Source organism: Candidatus Eisenbacteria bacterium (assembly GCA_016867715.1).
Classification (GTDB): Bacteria; Orphanbacterota; Orphanbacteria; order Orphanbacterales; family Orphanbacteraceae; genus VGIW01.
The window spans coordinates 1-23,497 of record VGIW01000026.1 but is presented as its reverse complement, the minus strand read 5'-3'; the positions used below and the strand labels follow the sequence as shown (position 1 = coordinate 23,497).

Genomic DNA, 23,497 nt, shown 5'->3' with positions numbered 1-23,497 from the left:
GCTTCGCCTATCGCGCGAGAACCATCCGGCGGGTCCACGCGCGTCCTCCGCTCTCGAGCCGCGCCGTGTAGACCCCGCTCGCGGCGCCCATCCCTCGGTCGCTCGTTCCGTCCCAGACGATCTCGTGCTCGCCCGCCGCGCGGCTTTCCGACGCGAGAAGACGGACGCGACGGCCCGAGGCTTCGTAGATCGCGAGCGTGAACGGCCCGCTGTCCTTTAGATAAAAACGAATCGTCGCCGCCGCGTTGAACGGGTTCGGAAAGCTCTCGAGAGCGGAGGCTGCGTGCGCGTCGTTCTCCGCGGAAGCGACCGCGCTCTGTACGCCTGTGTCGTAGTCCCAAATCCCGCGCCCGTAGGTCCCGAAGCGCATCACGCTCGCCGCAGGGACCGCCTCGACGCACCAGTAGGTCGTGAGAGGCGCGTCGGCCGCGCCGATCGCCTCCCAGAGGCCGGTCGCGGGATCGCGCCGATACGGCCCCGCCTCGGCCGCGGCGTAGAGCGGGCCCCCGGACGGGTCCTCGAACGCGAGCCCGTAGACGAGCGTCGAGGGGAGGCCGTCGCTCGCCGGGTCCCACGTGATCCCGCCGTCCTCGGTCCGATAGACCGCGGGTCCGCTGTACCCGCTCCCGCCGAGGAAGGCGACCTCGGGATCCGTCGGCGAAAACGCGACCGCCGTTCCGTAGAAGTAGTGGGCCGAGGGGCCGTTGTCGGGGGAGACGCTCCAAGCCGCGCCGCCGTCCGTCGAGTACCAAACGATGCCCGAGTTCGTCACCGCGATCCGGCGATCCGTATCGACCGGCGAGATCCCGAGGGCGGTGAGGTACGCGCCGCCGTGCACGGTGAAATCCTGGGCCGAGACGGTGGAGGACCAGCCGTGCGTTCCCACCCGGTAAAGATGCAGGCGCCTCGCCGAGAAGAAGAACGCGAGCGAATCCTCCGGGTCGGCGAGGATGAAGGGCATCCAGGAGTACGATTCCCCCGCGGGGAAGTCGATCGAGGAAAGGACCGGGTTCGTCTCCCCCTTCTGGATGAGGAAGAAGCCGGGATAGACCGAGTAGACGCGATTGTGGCTTCCGTCGGTGGAAGTGAGATGCCCGTAGTCGCCGCTCCACAGCTGATCGAAATCGCGCCACGTCCCGATCGCCTCGCCGAGGCTCCTCTGATAGCCCTGATCCTGGGATCCCGCGAGGATGAGCGAGGGGTCGTTCACGCTCGTGAGCGTGCTGTAGTACTGGCTCACGCCGAGGTACTCGAGCGAGATGTTGGTCACACGGGCCACCCCGTCGTCGCTCCGGTAGAGTCCGCCGTCCGTTGATATATAAAAGATTTCGCCGGAGGGCCCCCACACGCAGTCGGTTCCCGGGAAGTCGGCGTGAAGCTTCGTGAGGGGGTCGCCGTAGTAATCCCACCAGTTGTTCACCTTGGCGAAAGCGTCGCCCCCGTCGGTCGAGCGCCACATCTCGACCCCCGCGAAAAGGACGAGATTCGGATCGGCGATCGAGGCGCACAGCGTCTCCCAGAAGTCGTGAATGTCGTGCCGGTACGTCCACGTCCACCCGCCGTCGGACGATCGATAGAGCTTCCATCCGCCGCTTTCGGCCGCGGCATAGAGGGTCGGCGCGCCCGCCTCCGAGCCGGTGAGGACGACGTTCCCCGGGCTCGCCGGTGGAAGGAGGCCGAGCGTGTCCCACGAGGCGCCGGCGTCGTCCGTGCGGAGGAGGCGGTTTGTCGAGAGCAGGTAAAGGCTCCCTCCGGAAACCCGGTCGATCCAAATGTCGGCCGGGTTCGGACCGAGACGCGCGATCCGCGTGTAGGTCCGTCCGCCGTCGTCGGAGCGCCAGAGTTTGCTTGATGTGGCATCCTTTCGAGCGAGAAGATAGACGCGGTTCGGCGTTCCCGGGTCGGAGAGAACGCGTTTGCATTGGGTGAGATCCGGTTCGGGGCCGGCCGGGACGAGCCAGGTCGCCCCGCCGTCGTCGGTGTAGTGGAGGAGCCCGTCGTCGGTGATCGAGGTGACGATCTCCGGAGGGCCCGCGGCGACGGCGATCCCGTGGCTTCCGCCGAAGAGGTTGTCCCCGAGGGGGCGCCATCCCTCACCGTTCAGGGAAGCTTTCCAGACCCCGCCGCGCGACGACCCTCCGTAGAGGCTGTCCCCCGACGCGGAGAGGGCGGCCGCGTGCATCCGCCCGGCGAGGTTCCGGCTGCCGAGCTCGGTCCAGAGGGAGATTCGCGGGCGGGGGGTTTCGTTCCGCACGCGCTGCCGCTCGGCGCCGTTCGCTCTCTCGATCGCCCGCCAGTCGACATCCGGCGCCGCCCGGTGCATCTCCTCGATCCACGCCCGGCGGAGGGTTCGGTTGCGCCGCTCGGCGTCTTCGTCGAGCGTGTGCTCGGTCGGCGCGGGGTAGTTCCTCGCCCCCCTCGGAGCGAGCACGAAGAGGAGCGCGAGAGCGGAAAAAAGACCGGCGAGGAGGAAAGGCGCGTATCTCTTCACCATGTTCCTTTCGGGCGGGGGGCCGCCGATTGGATTGCCGTTGTCTCGGGATGGCTTGCGCGGGCGCCCCGCGCATCATAGATAGTACCACAGAAGGGGATCGTCTTCCTGGATTCCGCGCTTCTCCGCCGCGGGGAATCGGGGCGGTTGACGATCGCCGAGCGACCTGCGAGCATCGGGTGCCCGCGGGGGACACGCGCGTCATCGTCCCTCCGAGCGCGTTTTCGGATGGGCGCGAAGGGAAAGCGGTTCTCGCGACAAGAGGCTCGGCGGCGATCGCGGTCGAGCCGGAGCGAGAGGCAAATGGAGCGAAGCGCGGAACAGCCGAAGACTCGGAGCGGGCCGATCGAGGAAGTCGAGCAGGTGGTGATCCGCTTCGCCGGGGATTCCGGCGACGGGATGCAGCTCACCGGCTCGCAGTTCACGCACACGTCGGCGGTCATCGGGAACGACATCAGCACCCTTCCCGACTATCCGGCCGAGATCCGCGCCCCCGCCGGTTCGCTTCCGGGGGTCAGCTCGTTTCAGATCCACTTCGGCAGCACGGACGTTCAGACTCCGGGGGATCAGCCGGATGTTCTCGTCGCGATGAATCCGGCCGCCTTGAAGGTGCACCTCCCCGATCTTCCGAGGAACGCGCGCGTGCTGGTCAACACCGACGCCTTCACGCCCCAGAATCTCAAGAAGGCGCTCTACGAATCGAACCCGCTCGAGGACGGGAGCCTCGCCGACTTCCAGGTCGTGAAGATCCCGATCACAACGCTGAACGCGCAGGCTCTCAAGGAGAGCGCGCTCCCGAAGAAGCAGACCGACCGCTGCAAGAACTTCTGGGCGCTCGGCCTCCTGTACTGGCTCTACGACCGGCCGCTCGAACCGACCCTCGACTGGATCCGCGGGCAGTTCGCGGGGAAGGCGGAGCTCGCGGAAGCGAACGCAACCGCGCTCAAGGCGGGGTTCGTCTACGGGGAGGTCGGCGAGGTCTTCACGACGCATTACAAAGTGCGCAAGGCGTCGATCGAGCCGGGCCTCTATCGCAAGGTTTCGGGGAACGAGGCGCTCGTGCTCGGGTGCGTCGCGGCTTCCCTTCTCGCCGACACGCCGCTCCTCTACGCGAGCTACCCGATCACGCCGGCGAGCGACGTGCTCCACGGGCTCGCCCGCTACAAGCACCTCGGGGTCCGCACCGTGCAGAGCGAGGATGAGATCGCCGCGATGGGGATCGCGCTCGGCGCCGCCTTCGCGGGACACCTCGGGGTCACCGGAACGAGCGGTCCCGGGCTCGCGCTCAAGGGAGAGATGCTCGGTCTCGCGGTCATGACGGAACTCCCGGTCGTCGTCCTCGACATCCAAAGGGCGGGGCCGAGCACCGGGCTTCCGACGAAGACCGAGCAGTCGGATCTTCTTCTCGGGCTTTTCGGAAGGAGCGGCGACTCGCCGGTCGTCGTTCTTGCGCCGGCGACCCCGGCGGACTGCTTCGCGATCGTGATCGAGGCGTTCCGCATCGCCGTGAAGTACATGGTTCCGGTCGTCGTGCTCTCCGACGGGTATCTCGGGAACGGCGCGGAACCGTGGAAGCTCCCGCGGGCCGCGGATCTTCCGAAGATCGACGTTCGACATCCAAACGAACCGAAGGGGTTCATGCCGTATCTCCGCGATCCGAGGACGCTCGCCCGGCCCTGGGCGGTTCCAGGGACTCCCGGGTTCGAGCACCGAATCGGCGGGATCGAGAAGGCCGACAAGAGCGGGAACGTCAACTACGATCCCGCCAACCATCAGCGGATGACCGAGCTTCGTCTGCGGAAGGTCGAGGGGATTGCCGGCGACATCCCCGAGGCGGCGGTCGAAGGGCCTTCGCAGGGCGATCTCCTTCTCCTCACGTGGGGGAGCACCTATGGCGCGGTCTCGCAGGCGGCGAAGAAGGCCCGCGCGATGGGACGGTCGGTCGGGCATGTTCACCTCCGGTATCTGAACCCGTTCCCGAAAAATCTGGGCGATGTTCTTCGAGGCTACGAGAAGGTGCTCGTTCCGGAGAACAACACAGGCCAGCTTCGCTTCCTGATCCGCTCACGCTATCTGATCGATGCCTTTGGGATGAACAAGGTCGCGGGGCAGCCGTTCAAGATCCGCGAAGTGCTCGCGAAGATCGAGGAGTTCATTTAAGGATCAACCGATGAGCGAAGAACGTTCGGCGGCTCTCTCCCGCAAGGATTTCGTGTCGGATCAGGAGGTTCGGTGGTGCCCCGGTTGCGGGGACTACTCGATCCTCGCCCAGACCCAGAAGGTGCTCCCCTCGATCGGCATCCCGCGCGAGAAGTATGTCTTCGTCTCCGGCATCGGGTGCTCGAGCCGCTTTCCCTACTACATGAACACGTACGGGTTCCATACGATCCACGGGCGCGCGCCGACCGTTGCGACCGGAATCAAGACAGCGAATCCCGATCTTTCGGTCTGGATCGCGACTGGGGACGGGGACGGCCTCTCGATCGGCGGGAATCATCTGCTCCACACGATCCGACGAAACCTCGGCGTCAAGATCCTCCTCTTCAACAACCGGATCTACGGGTTGACGAAGGGGCAGTACTCCCCGACCTCGGGGCTCGGGAAGCGGACCCGCTCGAGCCCGATGGGATCGGTCGACTACCCGGTCCATCCGTGCTGCTTCGCTCTCGCCGCGGACGGGACGTTCGTCGCGCGCACGATCGATTCGGACACGAAGCATCTCGCGATGGTCCTCGAACGGGCGGCGCGGCACGAGGGGACGGCGTTCGTCGAGATCTATCAGAACTGCGTGATCTTCAACGACGGAGCGTTCGATTCCGTCGAGAAGGGGGACGACCGGGCCGTCCATCTGGTCGACGGCGAGCCGATCGTTTTCGGGGCGAACCGGGAGAAGGGGATCCGCCGGAAGGACGGGGCGCTCGAGGTCGTGACGCTTGGAAACGGCGTCGGCGAAGAGGATCTTCTCGTGCACCGCGAGGACGAGCCGGATCCGGGGATCGCGTTCCATCTCGCGCGCATGGATGCCCCGAGCTTTCCGGTCGCGCTCGGGGTCCTCCGGAGCGTGCGGCGCCCGACCTACGAGGAGATGGTCGAGGAACAGATCCGCCGCGCGCGCGAAGAAAAAGGTCCCGTGGATCTCGACGCGCTCTTGAGGGGCGGGGAGTGCTGGGAGATCAAATAGGTGTCGGTACCAGGTACCTCGGTGCGGACACCGAGCGAACCTGGTACCGAGAATGAGGTGTCGGTACCAGGTACCTCTGCGGAAGCGAGGTGTCCGTACCGGATACCTCGGGGTGCAGAGCCCCCCGAGAGAATCCGGTACGGAGCGTGAGAACCTGGTACCGAGAATGAATTAGCGGAAGAGAGACTTCACGCCTCCCCAGCTGATCGGTTCGGTTTCGGTCGTCGCCTGCGGTTCGCCCGCCTGAATCTGAAGGGCGAGGCGCGACTGCGAGGGCGCCGTCCCGGTCCACTCGAACACCGCCTTCCCCGTCAACGCAAACCCGCGCGCGAGATCGGCCCCCCGAATGCGGAGAATGTCGATCCCCGAGGCGTCTCCATCGGCCGCCGAGGCGTCGTTCACCGTCTCCCCGCTCAGCGAGAGATCGAAGAGCCGCGCGGATGTTCCCGGAAGCGTCGCGCGCGTCCGGAGGAAGAGCTCGGTGAAGGGGAGATCGGGCGCGTAGGTCAGCATCGCGGCGCCGAGCGCGAACGTGACGATCCCGGTCGCCGGGTGATACGAGACCTCGAAGGGCTCCTCGAGACCGCTCGACCACCCGTGTTGGGCGGTCTCCGAGTGGGCCGAGGTCGACGATCCGATGTCGAGCTCGAAGGTCGCCGTCCCCTCGCGGTCCCCGATTCTTCCTTCACACACAAAGGAAACCTCCGGGAGGATCGCCAAGAGCACCGCGTCCGAGGAGAGATGCTCCGTCGCGAGGGTCCCCCGGGAGGGCCCCGCTGCGGCAAGAACGAGGAGGAGAACACCGGCCCAACGCTCGATTCTCATCTTTTCGCGCCTCCGATCGCCCGAGGGTACCGGAACACGACTCGGCGGCCCGACCGCCGCGGTTCGGTCGGCAGGCCCACCCGCCGCGCCTGTCCGTACCCCATCCGAGGATCGGCCAAGAACCGTATTCCTTGACCCTCCAGTCCCCTCGAGGGTTTCCAGTTCCGGCGGGCTCGGCAGAGCCCGGATCGCGCGGCGCGATTCGGCGCATGGTCTGGGAGCCTGTTCTGTGGTATCATCAACATGCTCTCCCAAAACATGCGCGACCGCTGGGTCTTCCGGACCGAGAGGGGTACGATGATGTCGGACTTTCGGCTTCGCACCTGGATTCTAGCCGCCGTTCTCTCGCTCGCTCTCCTCCCTGCGCCCATTCCGGCTGAATGGGATGTCGACGGGCTCGAGGAGCTTCTCCCGCGCGCCCCGACCGAGGATGAGCTTCTCCTTCTTGAGGAATGGAAGCTCGTCCCCTTGCGCTTCCGCGCCGACCCGCCGCCGCTCGCGCCGATTCGAAACTGCGCCGAGTGGGAACCGTCTACGGGCGTTCTGATCCGCTATCCGCTCGGGCTTCCCTACAACCTCCTTCGCGACTTCGACGACGACGTGATCCTTCACGTCATCGTGAGCTCGAGCTCCTACTCGAGCGCCGTGAGCAACTTTGTGGCGAACGGGGTCGATACGAGCCGCGTCCAGTGGCTCATCGCGGCGAGCAACTCGATCTGGACCCGCGACTACGGGCCTTGGTGGGTTTTCGACGGGTACGGCGACATCGGGCTCATCGACCACAAGTACAACAGACCGCGCCCGCAGGACGACGCGATCAACGGCCTCTTCGGCGCGCAGCAGGGCATCCCAGTCTACTACCACGGGATGGTGCACACCGGCGGAAACTACATGACGGACGGCGAGCACACGAGCATGTCGACCGATCTCGTCTATGACGAGGCGATGAGCTATCACGGAATGACCCCCGCCCAGGTCGACCAGCTGATGGAGGACTACCTCGGGATCGCCACATACTATGTCGTGGACGACATCTCATCGGGCGGCATCCACCACATCGACACATGGGCGAAATTCCTCGACGAGGAGAACGTTCTCATCAAGCAGGTCTGGACGAGCCACTACACGTACGCCGCTCTCGAGCAGCGCGCGACGCTGATCGCCTCTCTGCAAGCGTCCACCGGGCGGAACTACAACGTGCATCGGGTGTACTGCTACAACCTGGGAAGCGAACCGGCGGCTTACACGAACTCGCTCATTCTGAACAGGAAGATCTACGTCCCGTTCTTCGGGAACTCGACCTACGACAACCAGGCGATCAATGCGTACCGCGCCGCGGCTCCGGGCTACACGGTCGCGGGTTATTCCTACAGCGGCTTCCTCACCGACGACGCGCTTCACTGCCGCGCGATGGGGGTCGCGGACCGTGGGATGCTCCGCGTCTCGCACGTCCCGATCGAGGGGGTCCAGACCGGTCCCGTGTCTGTGACCGCGTTCGTGGACGATCGAAGCGAAACGGGGATCAGCCTGGTCGATCTCTCCTACCGGTTCGCCGGGGAGTCTTGGGAGACCGTTCCGATGAGCGCGGCCGGCGGCGATCTCTACGAGGGGGAGATCCCGAGCCCTCCGGAGTCGACGACCGTCGACTACTTCATTCACGCGGAGGACAACAGCGGGCGCGAGGAGGGAATGCCGCGCACCGAGCCGGCCGCCTGGTACACGTTCCCGATCCGCGCGGGCATCGACACGGAGGTTCTCGCGGGGGCGCCGGACGCGCCGGCCCGTCTCCATCCCAATGCCCCGAACCCGTTCAATCCTTCCACCGTGTTCCGTTTTGATCTCAAGTATCCGGAGCGGGTCGAGCTCTTCGTGTTCGACGCGAGAGGAAGGCTCGTGCGGCGCCTCGTCGAGGGGGAGCGCGCGGCCGGAGCGCACGAGGTCGTCTGGGACGGGACGGACGAGGCGGGACGCGAGGTCCCCTCGGGGGTGTACGTCTATCGCCTCCGCGCCGCGGGGATCTCCTACGCGCGCCCGGCGGTTCTCGTCCGGTAACCCCTTGACGGACAGCGAGTTCGGGTCTATAATCAGCTGCGACTCCCCGCTCTCCCGGCGTTTCAACAATTGCTCGGACAGACAGAAGGAGAAACGGATGAAACCGGCCTTGCGCACCTTCTCGCGCCACCTCTGTGGAGCGGTTCTCGCCCTCGCCGCACTGTTCGTTCTCGCCCCGCCCGCGCCCGCGCAGGACGAAGACGAGGGAATCCCACGCGTCTTCGCGGGCCCGATCGAGGCGGAACGGAAGGCGAAGGCCTTCGAGAGGCTCTTCCGCGCGATGGGAAAGATGACGCGGACTCAGGAGCAGTTCGACGTCACCTACTATGATCTCGATCTGGACCTCGATCCGACGACTTCGGTCGTGACCGGTTCGGTCCGGACCGACGCGAAGCCGGTCGGGGTTTCGATCGACGAGATCGATCTCGACCTCCTCGACAACATGACGGTGGATGCCGTCACCGTGGACGGGAACCCGGCCGCCTTCGTGCACGCGAACGACCTCCTCACGATCGACCTGGGCGCGACCTACGCTCCGGGCGAGGTCTTCACCGTCGTCGTGGACTACCACGGGACGCCCGACCCGAGCTGGGGGGCGTTCGGTTTCGACACGTTCGAGGGGAGCCCGATGATCTGGAGCCTGAGCGAGCCGTTCGGGGCTCGCTCTTGGTGGCCGTGCAAGGACGTGGTCGGCGACAAGGCGGACTCCGCCGAAATAAGGGTCACCGTTCCTTCGAACCTCATCGTCGCATCCAACGGAGTCCTCGTCGAGGTCGACAGCACGAGCGCGCCGGGGAAGAAGACGTACTGGTGGCACGAGAGGTACCCGATTTCCACCTATCTCGTCTCGCTCGCCGCGCATCCCTACACGGTCTTCTCCAAGTGGTACCGCTACGGCCCGACCGACTCGATGGAGATTCAGAACTTCGTCTTTCCGAGCCACTACTCGTCGGTGAACGCGGTCGTCAGCGAGACGCCGGCCATCATGAGCTTCTTCAAGACGATCTACGGCGAATATCCATTTATCGATGAAAAGTATGGCCATGCGGAGTTTCTCTGGGGTGGCGCGATGGAGCACCAGACCTGCTCGAGCATGGGCTTCTGGAACGAATACGTCGTGGCGCACGAGCTCGCCCACCAGTGGTGGGGAGACATGATCACGCCGGCGACCTGGCATCACATCTGGCTGAACGAGGGGTTCGCCACCTACTCGGAAGCGCTCTGGAGCGAGTACAAATACGGAATCGGCCAGTACCGCATCGACATGAGGAACACGAAGTATTTCGGGCCCGGGACGATCTACGTCCAGGACCCGACAGACTTCTCGTCGATCCTGAACGTCGATCTTTCGTACAACAAGGCGAACTGGGTTCTTCACATGCTCCGGCACGTGGTCGGGGACGCGACCTTCTTCGACATCACGCGGGCTTGGCGCGAATACGCCCCGACCCTCTACGGAAACGCGACGACCGAGGACTTCCGGACGGTCTCGGAGACGATCTCGGGAATGGACCTTCAGGATTTCTTCCACCAGTGGATCTACGAGGAGTACTACCCGATCTACACATACTCCTGGTCCGACCAACCCTCGGGCGGCGGCTGGGAGATCGCGCTCCGGATCGACCAAAAGCAGACGAACACGGTCTTCAAGATGCCGATCGACGTGTGGGTCCAGTTCGCGTCCGGGGACACGACGATCGTCGTTCAGAACACGCTCGCGAGTCAGACCTTCATCCTTCAAGTGAACAAGGACCCGATCGACATCCGGCTCGACAGAGCCCAGGGGGGCTGGATCCTCAAGGCGATCCAGGAACCGGTCGTGAACCCGACCTTCGAGCGCGGGATCCTTGTGGTGAACGGCGTGGACTGGACGAACTACGGGAGCGAGATCCGCACCGCGTACGAGGACAGCGTCTTCTGGGGGAGCCATCCGATCTCCTTCTGGGATCTCTTCCAGGCGCCGACGGGGGGCTATCCCTCGACGCTCCCCGCGCCGCTCGGGACGAACAAGGCGGTCCCCTCCGACACGCTGAAACAGTTCTCTGCTGTCGTTTGGGTGGGGAACAACTACAACGGCGATCTCGAGAAGTGGCTCTCGACCTCGGTGCTCGACTATCTCCGGGCGGGAGGGAACGTTCTCTTCCTCTCGCGGATGGGACAAGACTTCCTCTACAGCGCGCTTGCCGAGTATCTCGGGGTGACGTGGACCGGGGACGTGGAGAACACCCTCACGAACTTCGTGTCGCGCCATCCGGGTCTCGTGAACCAGAGCTTTACCGCCTCGCAGTCGTTCAATGCGCTCTTTGACACAGTGTTCGCGAGCGGTGAAACGGAGCTTCTCTTCACGTCGAACTCGGCGGTGGGGGTTCAGGGGAGCGGCGCGTGGCGGAACCCAGCGGCCGGAGGGACTCACCGGCCGAACGGCGCCAAGCTGGCCTTCCTGAGCGGCCGTCCGTACCGGATGAACCACGCGCATCTCCGCGCGAACGTCGAGACCATCCTCTCGAGCTTCTTCGGCGAGCCGTACAACCCGACCGGCCTCGGGGACGAGGCGCCGCGTCTGGTGTATGAGCTCGCGCAGAACCGCCCGAACCCGTTCAACCCGGCGACGACGATCCGCTTCACGCTCCCGGCCGAGGAGCGCGTGAAGATTCGAATCTACTCGACGTCGGGGAGGCTCGTGAGGGATCTCGTCGATCGTACGATGCCGGCGGGCGCGCACCAGGCGGTTTGGGACGGGAAGAACGAGTCGGGAGTCGCGGCCGGATCCGGCGTGTACTTCTATCGGATGGAGGCGGGCGCCTTCTCCGACACGAAGAAGATGGTCCTGGTCCGATAGGTAGAAACGATCACGCGGCGAAACGGGCGGGCGGCGGGCGCGTCCACCGCCCGCCCTCGCTTTCGGGTCTTCTCGGGTTTCGTTCGTTCGGCGGTGCCGGCGCCGGGGATCGCGGCGCTCCGGATCGGTGGGAAAGGTGATCGGTCGAAACGCGCGTCTTCTTCCGCTCGTGTTCGCACTGGGTCTCTCGGCGGCTCTTCTTCCGGCCGAAGACCAGCGAACGGTCACCGTGACTTGGCGAAACCCGCCGGACGCCGACCTTGCCGGGATCCTCGTCCGCTTCTCGAGGGAACGCGCGCCGGCGCATCCCGAGGAGGGAGAGGAGGGGGGGCGCTTCCCGGCCCGGCCGGGCGAATCGGGATCCTTCTTGCATCAAGGGATTCTGCCCGGGGAGACCTACTACTACTCCGTCTTCGCGTTCGACGAGATCCCGAACTACTCCGAGCCGGCTTCCGTGAGCATTCGAATCCACGATCGGGCGGGCGCCTCTCCGATTCCCCCGGATCCGCGCTATCTGGCGCTCGAGCCGAACCGCCCGAATCCCTTCAACCCGAACACGTCGATCCGCTTCGAGATCCGCGCGCCGCAGAGGGTGCGGCTCGAGATCTTCGACGCGGCCGGCGCGCGGGTCGTCTCGCTCGTCGATGAGCCGAGCGCCACGGGGGTCCACGTCGTCCCCTGGGACGGGAAGAACGCTCGGGGGGAACTCCTCCCGACCGGATTCTATTTCTACCGAATCGCCACCGAGAACGCCCACCTCGCAAGAAAGATGGTGCTGATCCGATGACGGCCCGCCGGTCGGGCGACGGAACGCTTTTACGCATAAGAAGTTACGGCCGCACGAGGTCTCCAGGGCCGCGCCGTCCGCCGATCTTCCGAACGAGGAAACCGATCCTCTCGTCTGTCGTAAGGAAGGGTAGTCGAGAGGATTTGGGAACCGAGGCCGCCGATCAGGGAGGGTACGATGAAGACCCGAGCGATCCTTTGCGCGTTCGCGATCGCTCTCCTCGCCGCCGGTGCGAACGCGGGCGAGGAGAGATGGCTGCACGTGTTCGTCGAGGAACGGGGGGAGGCGGGAGAGACGGTTCGCATCAACCTCCCCTTTGAGCTTGTCGAGTCGGTTCTCGAGACGATCCGGACGGATGAGATGTCGGGAGGGAAGATCCGTATCGAGGACCAGGAAATCGAGACCGAGGAGATACGGAAGATCCTGAGGGCGGTGCGGGAGGCGAGGGAAGGGGAGTACATCTCGGTCGAGGGGATCGACGAGGACGTGCGCGTCACGAAGAAGGGGGACTTCTTGCTCGTGCGCGCCCGCGAGGAAGTGGAGGGAAGCACGATCCCGGAGACCGTCGACATCCGGCTCCATCTCTCGGTTCTCGATGCGCTCGCCTCGGGGGAGGGGGAGGAGCTCGACGTCCTCGCCGCGATCCGCGCGCTCGGCACGAGCGGAGAGGGTGAGATCGTCGTGGTGAACGAGGAGGACTCGACCGTGCGTATTTGGATCGACGCCGATCCTTCGGGAGGCGTCCGATGACGGGGCGCGCGAGAGTCATCTGGGCGCTCGCGGGGGCGGCCGTTCTCGCAGCTTCGGCCGCCGGGGCGACTCTCGCGCTCGCGCTCGAGCGCGGCGGGCCGATTCGAGTCGAGGTGAGGGAGAAGAGATGCCGGGGAGACAACGTCTCTCTCGCCATCCCCTCGATCGCGGTCGCGGCGGTGCTCCCCTTCCTTCCGAACGAGGTCTTTCACGCGATGCCCGAGGAGGCCGCGCAGTGCGCCCGAGCGGCGCGCGTCTTCTTCGACCGGCTCGGCGATCGGCCCGACTTCGTCCTCGTCGATGCGCGGGGCGACGAGGAGACGGTCCTCGTCGAGAAGAGGGGGCAGGCTCTCACGGTCTTCGTCGAGAGCGGGGACGCGCTCGTCTTTGTCTCGGTCCCCCTCTGGGTGATGAGCCGGACGGCGAGGAAGGCGGGGGGCGCGCAAGGAGCCGGTGTTTGAGGGGCCGCGTTCTCCTCCGGCTCTCTTTGCGCTGATTCGGCGGGCAAGGCTAGAACATGTCGGAGTCGCCCATCTGAAAGTGGAAGCTCCGCTCGACGGCCTCTTTCGTGAGCGTTCGATCGTGGATCCGGACCGCGAGGAAGTCCTGCTCCTCCTCCGGCTCTGGAAGAAAGCCGAGCTTCTCGAGAAGAGGTCGACCGGGGGAGTGCTTGGGCATCCACGCCACGCATCGCTCGGCGCCCATTCGCGCCGCCTCATCGAGCGCCCTTCGGACGAGGGACTCCGTCCCGTCGGGAATCCCCCTCGGGACAAAAAGATCCACGAGGCGCGCGGTCTTCCCCTCCACGGAGAGGACCGCCCATCCTTTCCATCGACCGAGGCGGCCGGTCAGGGCGAAGACCCGATAGCGATGATGGGGAATCTTAAAGTAACGCCAATTTAGATATCGACTATTGCGATATAAGGCCAACGGGTAGTCTCGGCGGACCGCCCTCCAAAGCTCGTCGGCGCGGACCCCGAAACGTAGCACGCGGTGAATCTTCCACGGCGCCAGAAACCTCTCGCGACGCATCTCCCCCGGCGGGTCGAGCGCGCGCCCAAGAGAGGGGACCGGCCCGATCGGCTCGTAGCCGAGGAGGAGGCGGCCGAGCGCGAGATGCCTCTCCCCGGGGAATCCGTAGGCGAGAGGCATTCTCGGAACGATCCTCCCGATCACCTGTTCCGCCGCGAGGACGAACGCTCCGCGCCGCCCGAGCGCTGCTCCGCGGACCGCGGGGTCGGTCATCGCGTCCATCGCGAGCCCGAAGGTCGCGCGGCGACCCCTGAGGAGCGCGGGGAGGGGAAGAACCGCGCCGTGAGCGACGAGGGCGCGGGTCTCCTGATCGAAGGCGAGGCCGATGATCGGATCCGGCTCCGGGTTCTCTCGGTAGAGCCAGTTCCAGATCGCGAGCGTCATCTTCGCCTCGCCGAAGACGACCCGAAAGAGCTCGAGAATCGCTTCTTCGTCTCCGGGACGATAGCCGCGCGCCTCCCATCTCATCTTCAGATCCCCTTCTCTCTTGTCTCGATCAACCGGGCGAACCTCTCGATCGTGAAGCTCCCCTCCACCTCCAGGCGCGGCAGGGCGAGCAGAGGATGCGAGTAACGGGCGTGAGCGTGGTCGCACGTCAGCCCATATACATAGCCGGAGGCGCCGATCAGATGCCGGACCAGCGCTCCCTCGTCCCCGAAGGGATACGCAAAGGCCCGCGGCGGTTCCCCGAGGAGACGGGCAAGCTCGCGCCGCGATTGGGTCCCCTCCCGCACGATCTCCTCCGGGGAAAGCGCCGTGAGGGGGACGTGGTTCATCGCGTGAGAGCCGAAGAGAACTCCCTCCTCTTGGAGCGCGCGCACCGCATCCTCTCCGAGGAGCGGTGCACCCTCCCCGACCGAATCGTCCCACACGGCGCGCTTCCCGACGAGATTCGCGACCAGGAAGACCGTCGCGCGAAATCCTGCCGCGCGCAGAATCGGCCAGGCGTTCCTAGCGAAGTCTTCATAGCCGTCGTCGAAGGTGATGAGAACCGCGCGTCCCCGGATTTGCCGCCGCCTCGTTCTCGCCTCCGCCCACTCGTCCAGGTCGATCGCCCGATATCCGCGATCCAGGAGGTGGCGCATTTGCTCTTCGAACGCCGCAGGGGAGACGCGGTAGCGCGCGAGCTCGGCGGGTCCGTCCTCCGCGATTCGGTGGTAGAGAAGGATCGGGAGGCGATCCGCGATCGCGTGCTTGCCGAGTGCCCGGCGGGCGGTGGGGAATGCGCGCTGGATGAAACGAACCGCTGTGTTCCGCGCGCGGACTCTTCGGGGATCGGGGCACGCGAAGGGGCGCGCGCTTCGCGTCTTCACCGGCGCGATCCACTCGGGCACATAGAGCGCGCGGCGCGGTTCTTCGGCCGATTCGGGAGGGACGAAACTCGCTTCCCCTAGAGCGCGCGCTGTTTCGAGGAGGTCGGGGACTGCGTTCGCGGGGAAGGCCGCGCGGCGCGAGGCGCTCGTGCCGACGGCAAGCGGATCCCGGCGGGCGAACAGAACCGTTCCTTCCGGCCTGAATCCGTAGAGGGCCGCCTCCCGGGCGGGGTCGGACCCGGCCGCCTCTCCCGAGCGATTCTCGGCCTGCGTTCGCTCGAGCTTCTCTCGAAGCCTTTCCCGGAGCGGGACGCCGTCCCGAAGCGAACGCTCGAGGACGGATTCGCGAACAACCAGGCAAAAAAGGTCGAGACCGCAAGCTTCGATCGCTGCGCGGCGAAGCTCGCTCGCGCGGACGATCCCTCGGTCAGCGCGGACACGAACTTTCCCGATCGCACGCCCCGCGAAGGCGAGAACGATGTCGGTTTCCCCTCCTTCGACCTCGAGGTTCGGGATCGGCGCGCACAACTCCACGCGCGGAATCGCCTCTCGGGCGACGCGGATCGGCGGGCCGGAGTCCTTCCCGAAATCCATCTCGCTCGATAACGCGAACTCGTCGATCGTGGCGAGCGCCCACTCCTCGAAATCCCGTCTCCGATTGCCTAGGAGCGACCCCGCCGCTCGCGCGGCGCGCCGCGCGATCTTGAAAAGGAACGAACGCCCGGGGCGGAACCTTCCCCGGTCGAGCTCCTCCCAATAGAGGCGGAGGAGAGAATAGGCATCCTCGCTTGCGACCGCGTCCGCGAGAACCGCCGAGGGAACGATCCCATCGCAAACGGGGAGGTGAACCGATCCGACCGGTCTTCCCATGAAAGCGAGCGCGCAATCGACCCTCTCGACGCCGGGTCCGGCCGCGAGCTCCGGGATCTTCTCGGAGAGCTCGATACCGACTTTCCGCAGCGACCCGAACGTCAGCGAGCGATTCTCGTCGGTCGTCGAAAGGACGATCGACTCGAGGATCCGCATCGCGCGGCGCGCGAGGTGCGGGGCTCCCGTGTGTTTCTCGTACGCGTCGAGCAGCTCTCGAACCCGGCCCCCCACCTCGGGCCATAGGTCGATCCATGCGTTTTCGGGGAGCGACCGTGTGAGGCGAGCCGCATGGAAGAGGGTATAGGCGAGAATCTCCGGTGAAAAGTTCGGATCACGATCGCCTGGGACGAGGTCGAGGACGCGCCGGCCGTCCTCGCTGTGCCCGACGAGGAGGGCTGCGGGCCACGCGAGGGCCGCAAGGCGCGCGGCGCCCACCTCCGTCTCCGGTAGACCCCTCGCGTGCTCGGGACGCGGGCTCCGGACGGCCGGGTCGGGACCGTGGCCGATCCCGACGACCCGGATCGTGTCGCGCGCCATCCGGAGCCCGTCCTGTGAAGCGGAAGCTGGACGGATTCGGTAAACGGCGAGCAGCTCGGGGACGCGGGCGAAACGGGCCCCCGCCCGGAACAGACGTTGCCAGAGAAGCCAATCCTCGCATGTGACGAGATCCTCGGGGAACCCGCCGACTTCCTGGACGAGAGCCTTTCGCGCGACAACGCAGTGGATGCTCCAAGCGCAGCAGCGCGCGAAGACGCGGAAGAGGTCTTTGTCGTCCTCGTGGAGGTCGGATCCTCCCGGCAGACCGCGTTCCGTCTCGCGCGTGAAACCGCAATAGACCCCGTCGAGGAGCGGGTCGCCTCGGAGAGCCCCGGTCATCTTCTCGAGATAGGTCGGCTGAATCCGATCGTCCGCGTCGAGGAAGAGAACCCAGTCGAAGCGCGCCGCGCGGAGGCCCGCGTTCCGCGCCGCGCTCGCGCCCCCGCCGGGGTGCCGGAGAACTCGGACGCGCGCGTCTCTCGCACAGAAGCGCTCGGCCACGATCGCGGTGTCGTCTGTCGAGCTGTTCTCGACGACGATCGCCTCCCATTTCGAGAAAGTTTGATCTTCAAGGGATCGGATCGTGTCCGGCAGCGTGTCGGCCGCGTTCCGAGCGGGAATGATCACCGAGACCAATCGCCGTCCTCCCCGTTCGCAGCCAGGGTGTCCGCGAGCGCCCCGCCGAGAATTCGGCGAAGATGAGCCCCCCGAAGCGGTTCCGCCCCCGGCACCGCAGAGATCGTCCCGATCGCGCGGCCGCCATGAATGATCCGGACGGCCGACGGTCTTTCTCGGTCCACCCTCCGGAGCGCCTCTTCGATCCCTTCGTCGAGCAGAAGTGTCGTCTCCTCGAGCACGATCGTCTCCTCGGACGGAGTACCGGAATCTCGCTCGGCGCGGATTGCCCGCATCTCTTCAAAGTACCCTCTCCAACGCCAGTATCCTCGGATGAAGTGATAGACGCACTTCCAGCTCCGGCGCATGCGCATGCCTTCGAGAAGGGGGAGGAGACGCGCAAGCGCCCGCGCGGGAGCCTCGCACGTCCGCGGGGCGCAGCGCGCGAGGAGAACCGGCGCGCGCCTTCGGGAGAGATCCCACGGCTTTCCCCACGGGGGCGCGAGAGCAGGCTCAAGCTCGGGAAAGCGGCGAGAGATGCGCGCGTCTCCGCGGCCTTCCCGTCGGGCGCGCACGAAGGACCGTTCGAGCGTCATCGTCTCGTGCTCGAGGTGGTGCGCCCGCGCCTCCGGGAGGAATCGGACAGGGACTCCGCGCCGAACAACCCGGACCCCCAGCTCCCAGTCCTCGCCGTCGCACGCGGCGAAATCGCGCGCGAACCCTCCGAGCGCACGGAAGAGATCGGCCCGCATCGATAGATTGCCGGAGAGGACATCTCGATACGTGAAACGATGGTCGGGCCTCCCCATCTCCATGAAGAGATCCTCCCACCAGTTTCGAGTGGCGATTCGGAAGAAATCAACGGTTCGTAGATGAACCGGGTAGTAGGGTCCGATGCCGACGAACCGTTCGGCCGTATCGTGCGCGCTCGCGTGCGCTTCGATGAGACCGGGGGACGGGATCACGTCGTCGTCGAGAAAGAGGAGGAGATCCGCTTGCGCCTCGGACGCCCCGCGGTTGCGAGCGGAGGCGGCTCCCGGCGCGTCCGTTTCGATCGGTCGAAGCGCGAACGGGGTGTCGAAGCGCAGGATCTGTTCCATCGTGTCGTCCTCGGTCGCGTTCACGACCGGGAGGACCTCGAAGCGGTCCGCCGGAAAGGTCTGCGCGCGGAGCGCGTCCAGAAGGCGAAGAAGAAATCGAGCTCGATTCCGCGTCGGAACGATCACGCTGACTTCAAGGAACTCCGGGCGGGTGCATGGGGCGATCATCGTCCGTTCTCCGCGCGCGCTCGGAAATAGGCGAAGGGCCCCGCCGCGCAGCCGCGGAGCTCCGCCCAGAGGAGATCTGCCGGAGCGCTGCCGGGAACTCGAAGGAGCGACCGGACGAGAGCCGGAAGTTGATGTTTGAAGAACCAGGCGGCGGCGTGGCCGAGGACGGTCGTCTCGTGTTCGAAGAGAAGAAGGCGGGTCCATGCGGCGTACGCGCCGACCCCGTACCCGAAGAACGTCGCGCGGGCCTCGTCCCATCCGGGCGCGTGTCGATGCCTCGAGACCGCCTCGGGGTCGTAGACGATGCGGTAGCCGGCCGCGAGGATCCTCGCGAACATCTCCGTGTCGCCTCCGGAGCGGGTGCGCGTTCCTGCGTCGAGCGCTTCGTCGAAAGGTCCCACGCGATCGGCGGCGTCTTTTCGAAGAGCCATGCTGACCCCCGCGCCCACGTGCCCCGCGGCGGCGGGGCTCATGCGCGCGGCCTCAAAGATCTTCCGTTCGAAGCCTCGCGCGAAGGAGCTCAACCGCTCCCGCCACTCCTGCGCGTCCGTCGCAAGATCGAGAGGAAGAACGAGCCCTGTGGCGGCGAGAACGAGCCGGTCCTCGAAGTTGCGGGCGAGCGCGCGAAGCCAGAGAGGCTCGGGGGCCGCGTCGTCGTCCGTGAACGCGACGATCGGACGGCGCGCCTCGCGAAGGACACGGTTCCGCGCCCGGTCGAGACCGGGCCGCTCCTCGCGGAGATATCGAACTCCCGGAACGCTTTTCGCGACTCGTTCCACCTCGTCGGAAGACGAGGCGCTGTCGACGACGAGAACTTCCTGTCCATCGTCCGGCATACGGCGGAGAGCCTCCAGACAGCGTCGGAGATCCTCCGGCCGGTCGCGCGTGCAGACGCCGACGGTCGCGGGGGACGCGGGGCGGTCGAGCGGGGAAACCGGCCTCCATCCGATCCGGTCTTCGAGGCGCGCGAGCCGAAGCGCTCTCCCGCCGGCCTCCGCGAGCGTCTCTCGCAGCGATTCTCCTCCGTCGCGGATGTCCGCCGCCGGCAGCCAAGCCGCGCCGACCGGTCTTCCCAGGTAGCGGACCACGACGAAGGCGCGCGCGTGTTTCTCGGAGAGATCGATCGCCGGGAGAGGCGACATGAGATCGAAATCAAGAGCAGAGCTACTCATCGCAATCGTTCATTCCTCAAGTTCAGATCGGGAGCCGCTTTCCGTTTGGTAGGCCGCGACGACCTCGTCGGCCGGGCCGGCCTTTCGGATGCGGCCGTTCTCCATCCAAACGGCGCGGTGACAGAGGTTCGCGACGGTCGGCATCTCGTGGCTCACGAGGAGGATCGTCCCGCCCCGCTCGACGAACGAGGCGAGCCGTTCGATGCACTTGCCGCGGAACGCCTCGTCCCCGACGGCGAGCACCTCGTCGATCAGCACGACGTCCGGATCGGCGCACATCGAGACCGCGAAGGCGAGGCGCGCGCTCATCCCAGTGGAGTAGTACTTCATCGGCATCTCGATGAAGGCGCCGATCTCCGCGAAATCGATGATCTCTTCGTATCGTTGCCGGAGGGCGCGCGGGCCGAGCCCCATCATTCCGGCGGCGAGCTCGACGTTCTCCGCGCCCGTGAGATCGGGGTGGAAGCCGACCCCGAGCTCGATCACCGACGCGAGGCGCCCGTTCACGCGGATCGTCCCCGCGGTCGGCGCGTAGATCCCCGCGATGAGCCGGAGCGCCGTGCTCTTCCCCGAGCCGTTCCGGCCGATCAACGCGACGACCTCGCCGCTTTCCACGCGAAGATTGAAGTCTCGAAGGATGAACTCGTGGCTCCGTACGTGCAGGGGACGGCGCATGACGGCGCGGATGAACCACTCCCGAAGCGTGGTGGTCTTGTGGCTGTAATAGTAGAAGCGCTTGCAGACGCCGCGGCACTCGATGCGGACGGGGCGCGCGCTAGACGAGCTCATTGCAGACGTCCTTGTACCGGTTGAAGATCGCGTACCCGGCCGCGAAAAGACCGAGCGCGATGGCCGCGGTGCCGAGAAGAAGCCCGCCGTCCGGAACGCGCCCCTCGTAGAGCGCTTGATGGAAGAGCGTGATGAGGCGCGCGAACGGGTTCGCGAAGTAGAGCCCGCGAAAGGACTCCGGGACCATGTCGGCGGGATAGAAGATCGGCGTCAGGTAGAAGAGCGAGGTCGTGAGGATCGGGAGCGTGTGCTGAACGTCGGTGAAGAGGACCGAGGCGGTCGCGATCGGGAACATGAAGCCCGCGGTCGTGATTGCGAGAAGGAGCATGAGAAGGGGAAGGAACGCGAAGCCGATCGGCGCCCCCTGATGGTGAACCAGGCCGAGCACCGCGAGGATCAGCGTGAGCTCGATCGCAAGCTCGATCAGCCGGGAGATCGCCGCTCCGAAGAGGAGGACCTCTTTCGGAAAGGCCGTGCTCCGGAGGAGCCCCGAGTGGGTCTGCAGAATGTACGACGAGGAGAGAAGCATGTGCTGCACGGCGTTCCACGCGAAATACCCGGAGAGAAGAAACGCCCAGTAGTGCTCGAGCGGGATCCGGATGACGATCCGGAAGACCGCGATCAGGATCCCGACGGTGAGGAGCGGGTTCAGAAAGGTCCACAGAAAACCGAGGGTCGATCGCTTGTACTTCACCTTGAGATCGCGAAGGATGAGGCTCCTCAGCATGAAGCGGAAGCGCCAGAGCTCCCTCGCCCGCCCGGCGATCACTCCCCGATGCGCCGCCCCCGGCCCTCCCGATTCCGTGGATCGTTCGATCGGCACGCTCATGCCTCTCCTCGCCGCCGGGCGGCACGTTTCCCGCCTTCCGATTCCGCCGAGAGAACCCGCCCGCGTCGCCCTGTTCGTCAAGGGTGCGCGCCGGTCGATCGGGCCCGCCCGTGGATCGGGCCGAATCGGCAGGGCCCTCGGCGCTCTTCGTCCCTCTACTTCTCGGCCGGTTTGTGGAAATAGTTGACCCGGGATGCCCGCGGCTGTCATCTCGAACTCATTGCGGGGGAATGAGCTCGGAGCGTCCGGCTCTTCGCGTGCCGTGCGGGCGGCGATGGCTCTTCTCTACCGTGGAAAGCGGTCGGCCCGGATCCATCCCTCCTCGGCGAGGTGCCAGACATCGTCGTCGACGGTGAAGAGAACGTTCTCGCTGAGAAGCCGCACGGAGGCGATGGGGACCGGGAGGTCCATCGTCGGGGCGCGGTTCCACGTCCCCTGCAGCGTGAGCTCCCAGGCCTCTCCGCTCGCGGTCCACCAAGTTCGTTCGTGGCCGCCGACGACGAGGTTCCCCTCCTCCGGGCGCCAGTTCCGCACCGTCCCGTCCGCCGAGGACTGAAGCGCGACCGCCCCCCGGCCCTCCGCGGGCGGCTCCACGGCTGCCAGGACCAAACCGGCAAGGAACGCATTCCATCTCATGGGATACCCTTTCATGCCGATTTCCTTACGGACTCTATGGGACGATCCCCCGCAGCGGGCGCGTCCACCCCGCCGGAAACTCTAACGCCAAGCAACGCTCGAAACAACACCGGGCGGGCCGCTGGGTTCCGAACCTGCCGGCGCCGATTCTGGTCGCCTTCCGGGCTTCGATCGTGGTATACTGCAGCCGATTGGATCCTCCCGTCCAAGTCATTTGAGCAGAGGAGGGGCATGCGACATGCGGATGCACGCATGGATGGCCGCGGCGCTGCTCGTGCTCGTCGCGCCTCCTGCATGGGCGGTCCCGCGGGTTGTTGCGGTCGAAGAGTTCACGAACGTGGCTTGAGCGCAATGCAACGCCATCAAGGATTCGGTCGACAAGATCTTTGATGAGTTCGCGGGGCAGGTCGCTCCGGTACGTTATCACGTGCATTGGCCCGATCCGGCCGATCTCTATCATTTGTACAACTCTTCCGAGATCAACACGCGCCGCAGCTACTACGCCGTGAACTATCTCCCCACCTTCCGCTTCGACGGAAGGAGGCTCAAGGATCCTTATCAGTTCGCGACCTACAACGGCTTCTATAGTTATCTTCGGAGCACGCTCGATAGCTGCACCTCGGTCCCGAGCAAAATGCGGATCCGGGTCACCTCGCAAACGCGGAGCGCCGATTCGGTCAATGTTTCCTTCGATGTCGTCCCCGTGGACACGGCCGGGGGCTTCCTTCTTTTCCTCGCGGTCGTTGAGGACACGAACGGCATCTACGGGACTCCGTACAGCCGGATCTTCCGCGACATGGTCCCCGGGGGAGGCGGGCAGGGGATCACGCTGACGATGGGGGATTCCCTGCAATACACGTGGAAGTACGAGATGCCGCTCGGGCAGGAAGATCTTCACACGATGATCTTCGTGCAGAAGCAAAGCACGAAGAAGATCTTTCAGGCGGCGTATGCGCCGGTCTCGCCGGTCGTGGACGTCGCCGAAGGAGCGCCGCTCCGCGTCGTCCTCGAGCCGAACGCCCCGAACCCGTTCAACCCGGCGACCGTGATCCGTTTCCATCTTGATCGGGGTTCGCCGGTTCGGCTCGCGGTGTACGGCCTCGCGGGCGATCTCGTCCGCGAGCTTCTTTCGGGGAACGCGGAGGCGGGGGCGCACGAGGCGGTTTGGGATGGAAGAGATCGTTTGGGGCGCGAGGCGGGGAGCGGCGTCTATTTCTATCGTCTCGATGCGGAGAAGGCCTCGTTCGGGAGGAAGATGATTCTGGTCCGCTAGTCCAGACCGCGCGTTCCGAGAAGCGGGTCGAGCGACCTCTGCGCGCGGAATCTCGAAGCCCCGAGGATGAGATCCTCGGGGCCTTCGTTGTTCGGCGCGCAGCGTACGCTACCGAAACAGCTTCTTCAAGTTCCCCCACGAGGCATCTACGGTCTTGCTCGGAGCCTCGGCCGTGACGACGAGCCTTGTCCCTTCCTTCCCGAAAGGGCGGTTCGGATCGAAGCCGATCGCGAGAACG

Annotated in this window: 17 protein-coding genes; 8 read left to right on the top strand and 9 right to left on the bottom strand. The window is 65.9% G+C overall.

Annotated features, from left to right (window positions below; genetic code table 11):
• Positions 1–7: 7 nt before the first annotated feature.
• Positions 8–2,491 (bottom strand): T9SS type A sorting domain-containing protein, encoded by a 2,484-nt coding sequence (locus FJY73_06700; protein ID MBM3320348.1) that lies wholly within the window; start codon positions 2,489–2,491, stop codon positions 8–10.
• 303 nt (positions 2,492–2,794) lie between these two features.
• On the opposite strand from FJY73_06700, the gene FJY73_06695 reads away from it, so the two are divergent.
• Complete coding sequence (locus FJY73_06695) at positions 2,795–4,651, top strand: 2-oxoacid:acceptor oxidoreductase subunit alpha (GenBank protein MBM3320347.1); 1,857 nt, start codon at positions 2,795–2,797, stop codon at positions 4,649–4,651.
• A gap of 10 nt (positions 4,652–4,661) precedes the next feature.
• On the top strand, positions 4,662–5,672 hold the full coding sequence (locus FJY73_06690; protein ID MBM3320346.1) for a 2-oxoacid:ferredoxin oxidoreductase subunit beta: 1,011 nt from the start codon (positions 4,662–4,664) through the stop codon (positions 5,670–5,672).
• Positions 5,673–5,843: 171 nt separating this feature from the next.
• Here the strand turns inward: FJY73_06690 and FJY73_06685 are convergent, their stop codons facing one another.
• The gene (locus FJY73_06685; protein MBM3320345.1) at positions 5,844–6,497 is read right to left on the bottom strand and encodes a hypothetical protein; all 654 of its coding nucleotides are present in this window, start codon (positions 6,495–6,497) and stop codon (positions 5,844–5,846) included.
• A 297-nt stretch (positions 6,498–6,794) separates the two neighbouring features.
• Here FJY73_06685 and FJY73_06680 point away from each other — a divergent pair, with 297 nt between their 5' ends.
• The 5 genes from FJY73_06680 to FJY73_06660 all read left to right on the top strand — a co-directional run bounded on the left by FJY73_06680 (position 6,795) and on the right by FJY73_06660 (position 13,386).
• Positions 6,795–8,549, top strand: coding sequence for an agmatine deiminase family protein (locus FJY73_06680; protein ID MBM3320344.1), 1,755 nt, complete (start codon positions 6,795–6,797; stop codon positions 8,547–8,549).
• 97 nt (positions 8,550–8,646) lie between these two features.
• A complete protein-coding gene (locus FJY73_06675; protein ID MBM3320343.1) occupies positions 8,647–11,388 on the top strand; it encodes a T9SS type A sorting domain-containing protein in 2,742 nt (913 codons plus the stop codon).
• A gap of 136 nt (positions 11,389–11,524) precedes the next feature.
• Positions 11,525–12,175 carry a T9SS type A sorting domain-containing protein gene (locus FJY73_06670; protein MBM3320342.1) on the top strand — a complete coding sequence of 217 codons (651 nt, stop codon included), beginning with the start codon at positions 11,525–11,527 and terminating at the stop codon, positions 12,173–12,175.
• A gap of 177 nt (positions 12,176–12,352) precedes the next feature.
• Positions 12,353–12,925 (top strand): hypothetical protein, encoded by a 573-nt coding sequence (locus tag FJY73_06665; GenBank protein ID MBM3320341.1) that lies wholly within the window; start codon positions 12,353–12,355, stop codon positions 12,923–12,925.
• The gene (locus FJY73_06660; GenBank protein MBM3320340.1) at positions 12,922–13,386 is read left to right on the top strand and encodes a hypothetical protein; all 465 of its coding nucleotides are present in this window, start codon (positions 12,922–12,924) and stop codon (positions 13,384–13,386) included. Before FJY73_06665 ends, FJY73_06660 begins: the two co-directional genes overlap by 4 nt.
• 49 nt (positions 13,387–13,435) lie before the next feature.
• On the opposite strand, the gene FJY73_06655 is transcribed toward FJY73_06660, so the two are convergent.
• The 7 genes from FJY73_06655 to FJY73_06625 form a co-directional block, all read right to left on the bottom strand.
• A complete protein-coding gene (locus FJY73_06655; protein ID MBM3320339.1) occupies positions 13,436–14,425 on the bottom strand; it encodes a GNAT family N-acetyltransferase in 990 nt (329 codons plus the stop codon).
• A 2-nt stretch (positions 14,426–14,427) separates the two neighbouring features.
• Positions 14,428–17,313, bottom strand: coding sequence for a glycosyltransferase (locus FJY73_06650; GenBank protein MBM3320338.1), 2,886 nt, complete (start codon positions 17,311–17,313; stop codon positions 14,428–14,430).
• Positions 17,301–18,560: a glycosyltransferase gene (locus FJY73_06645; GenBank protein MBM3320337.1), complete on the bottom strand. Its 1,260-nt coding sequence runs from the start codon at positions 18,558–18,560 to the stop codon at positions 17,301–17,303. Before FJY73_06645 ends, FJY73_06650 begins: the two co-directional genes overlap by 13 nt.
• Positions 18,557–19,732 carry a glycosyltransferase gene (locus FJY73_06640; protein ID MBM3320336.1) on the bottom strand — a complete coding sequence of 392 codons (1,176 nt, stop codon included), beginning with the start codon at positions 19,730–19,732 and terminating at the stop codon, positions 18,557–18,559. The genes FJY73_06645 and FJY73_06640 overlap by 4 nt, the downstream gene beginning before the upstream one ends.
• Positions 19,733–19,741: 9 nt before the next feature.
• Positions 19,742–20,521: an ABC transporter ATP-binding protein gene (locus tag FJY73_06635; protein ID MBM3320335.1), complete on the bottom strand. Its 780-nt coding sequence runs from the start codon at positions 20,519–20,521 to the stop codon at positions 19,742–19,744.
• Entirely contained in the window at positions 20,508–21,350 is an 843-nt protein-coding gene (locus FJY73_06630; GenBank protein MBM3320334.1) for an ABC transporter permease, read from the bottom strand. Before FJY73_06630 ends, FJY73_06635 begins: the two co-directional genes overlap by 14 nt.
• A gap of 285 nt (positions 21,351–21,635) precedes the next feature.
• A complete protein-coding gene (locus FJY73_06625) occupies positions 21,636–22,001 on the bottom strand; it encodes a hypothetical protein (GenBank protein MBM3320333.1) in 366 nt (121 codons plus the stop codon).
• A gap of 412 nt (positions 22,002–22,413) precedes the next feature.
• Between FJY73_06625 and FJY73_06620 the strand changes: the two genes are divergently transcribed.
• On the top strand, positions 22,414–23,259 hold the full coding sequence (locus FJY73_06620) for a hypothetical protein (protein MBM3320332.1): 846 nt from the start codon (positions 22,414–22,416) through the stop codon (positions 23,257–23,259).
• The last annotated feature ends 238 nt before the right edge of the window (positions 23,260–23,497 follow it).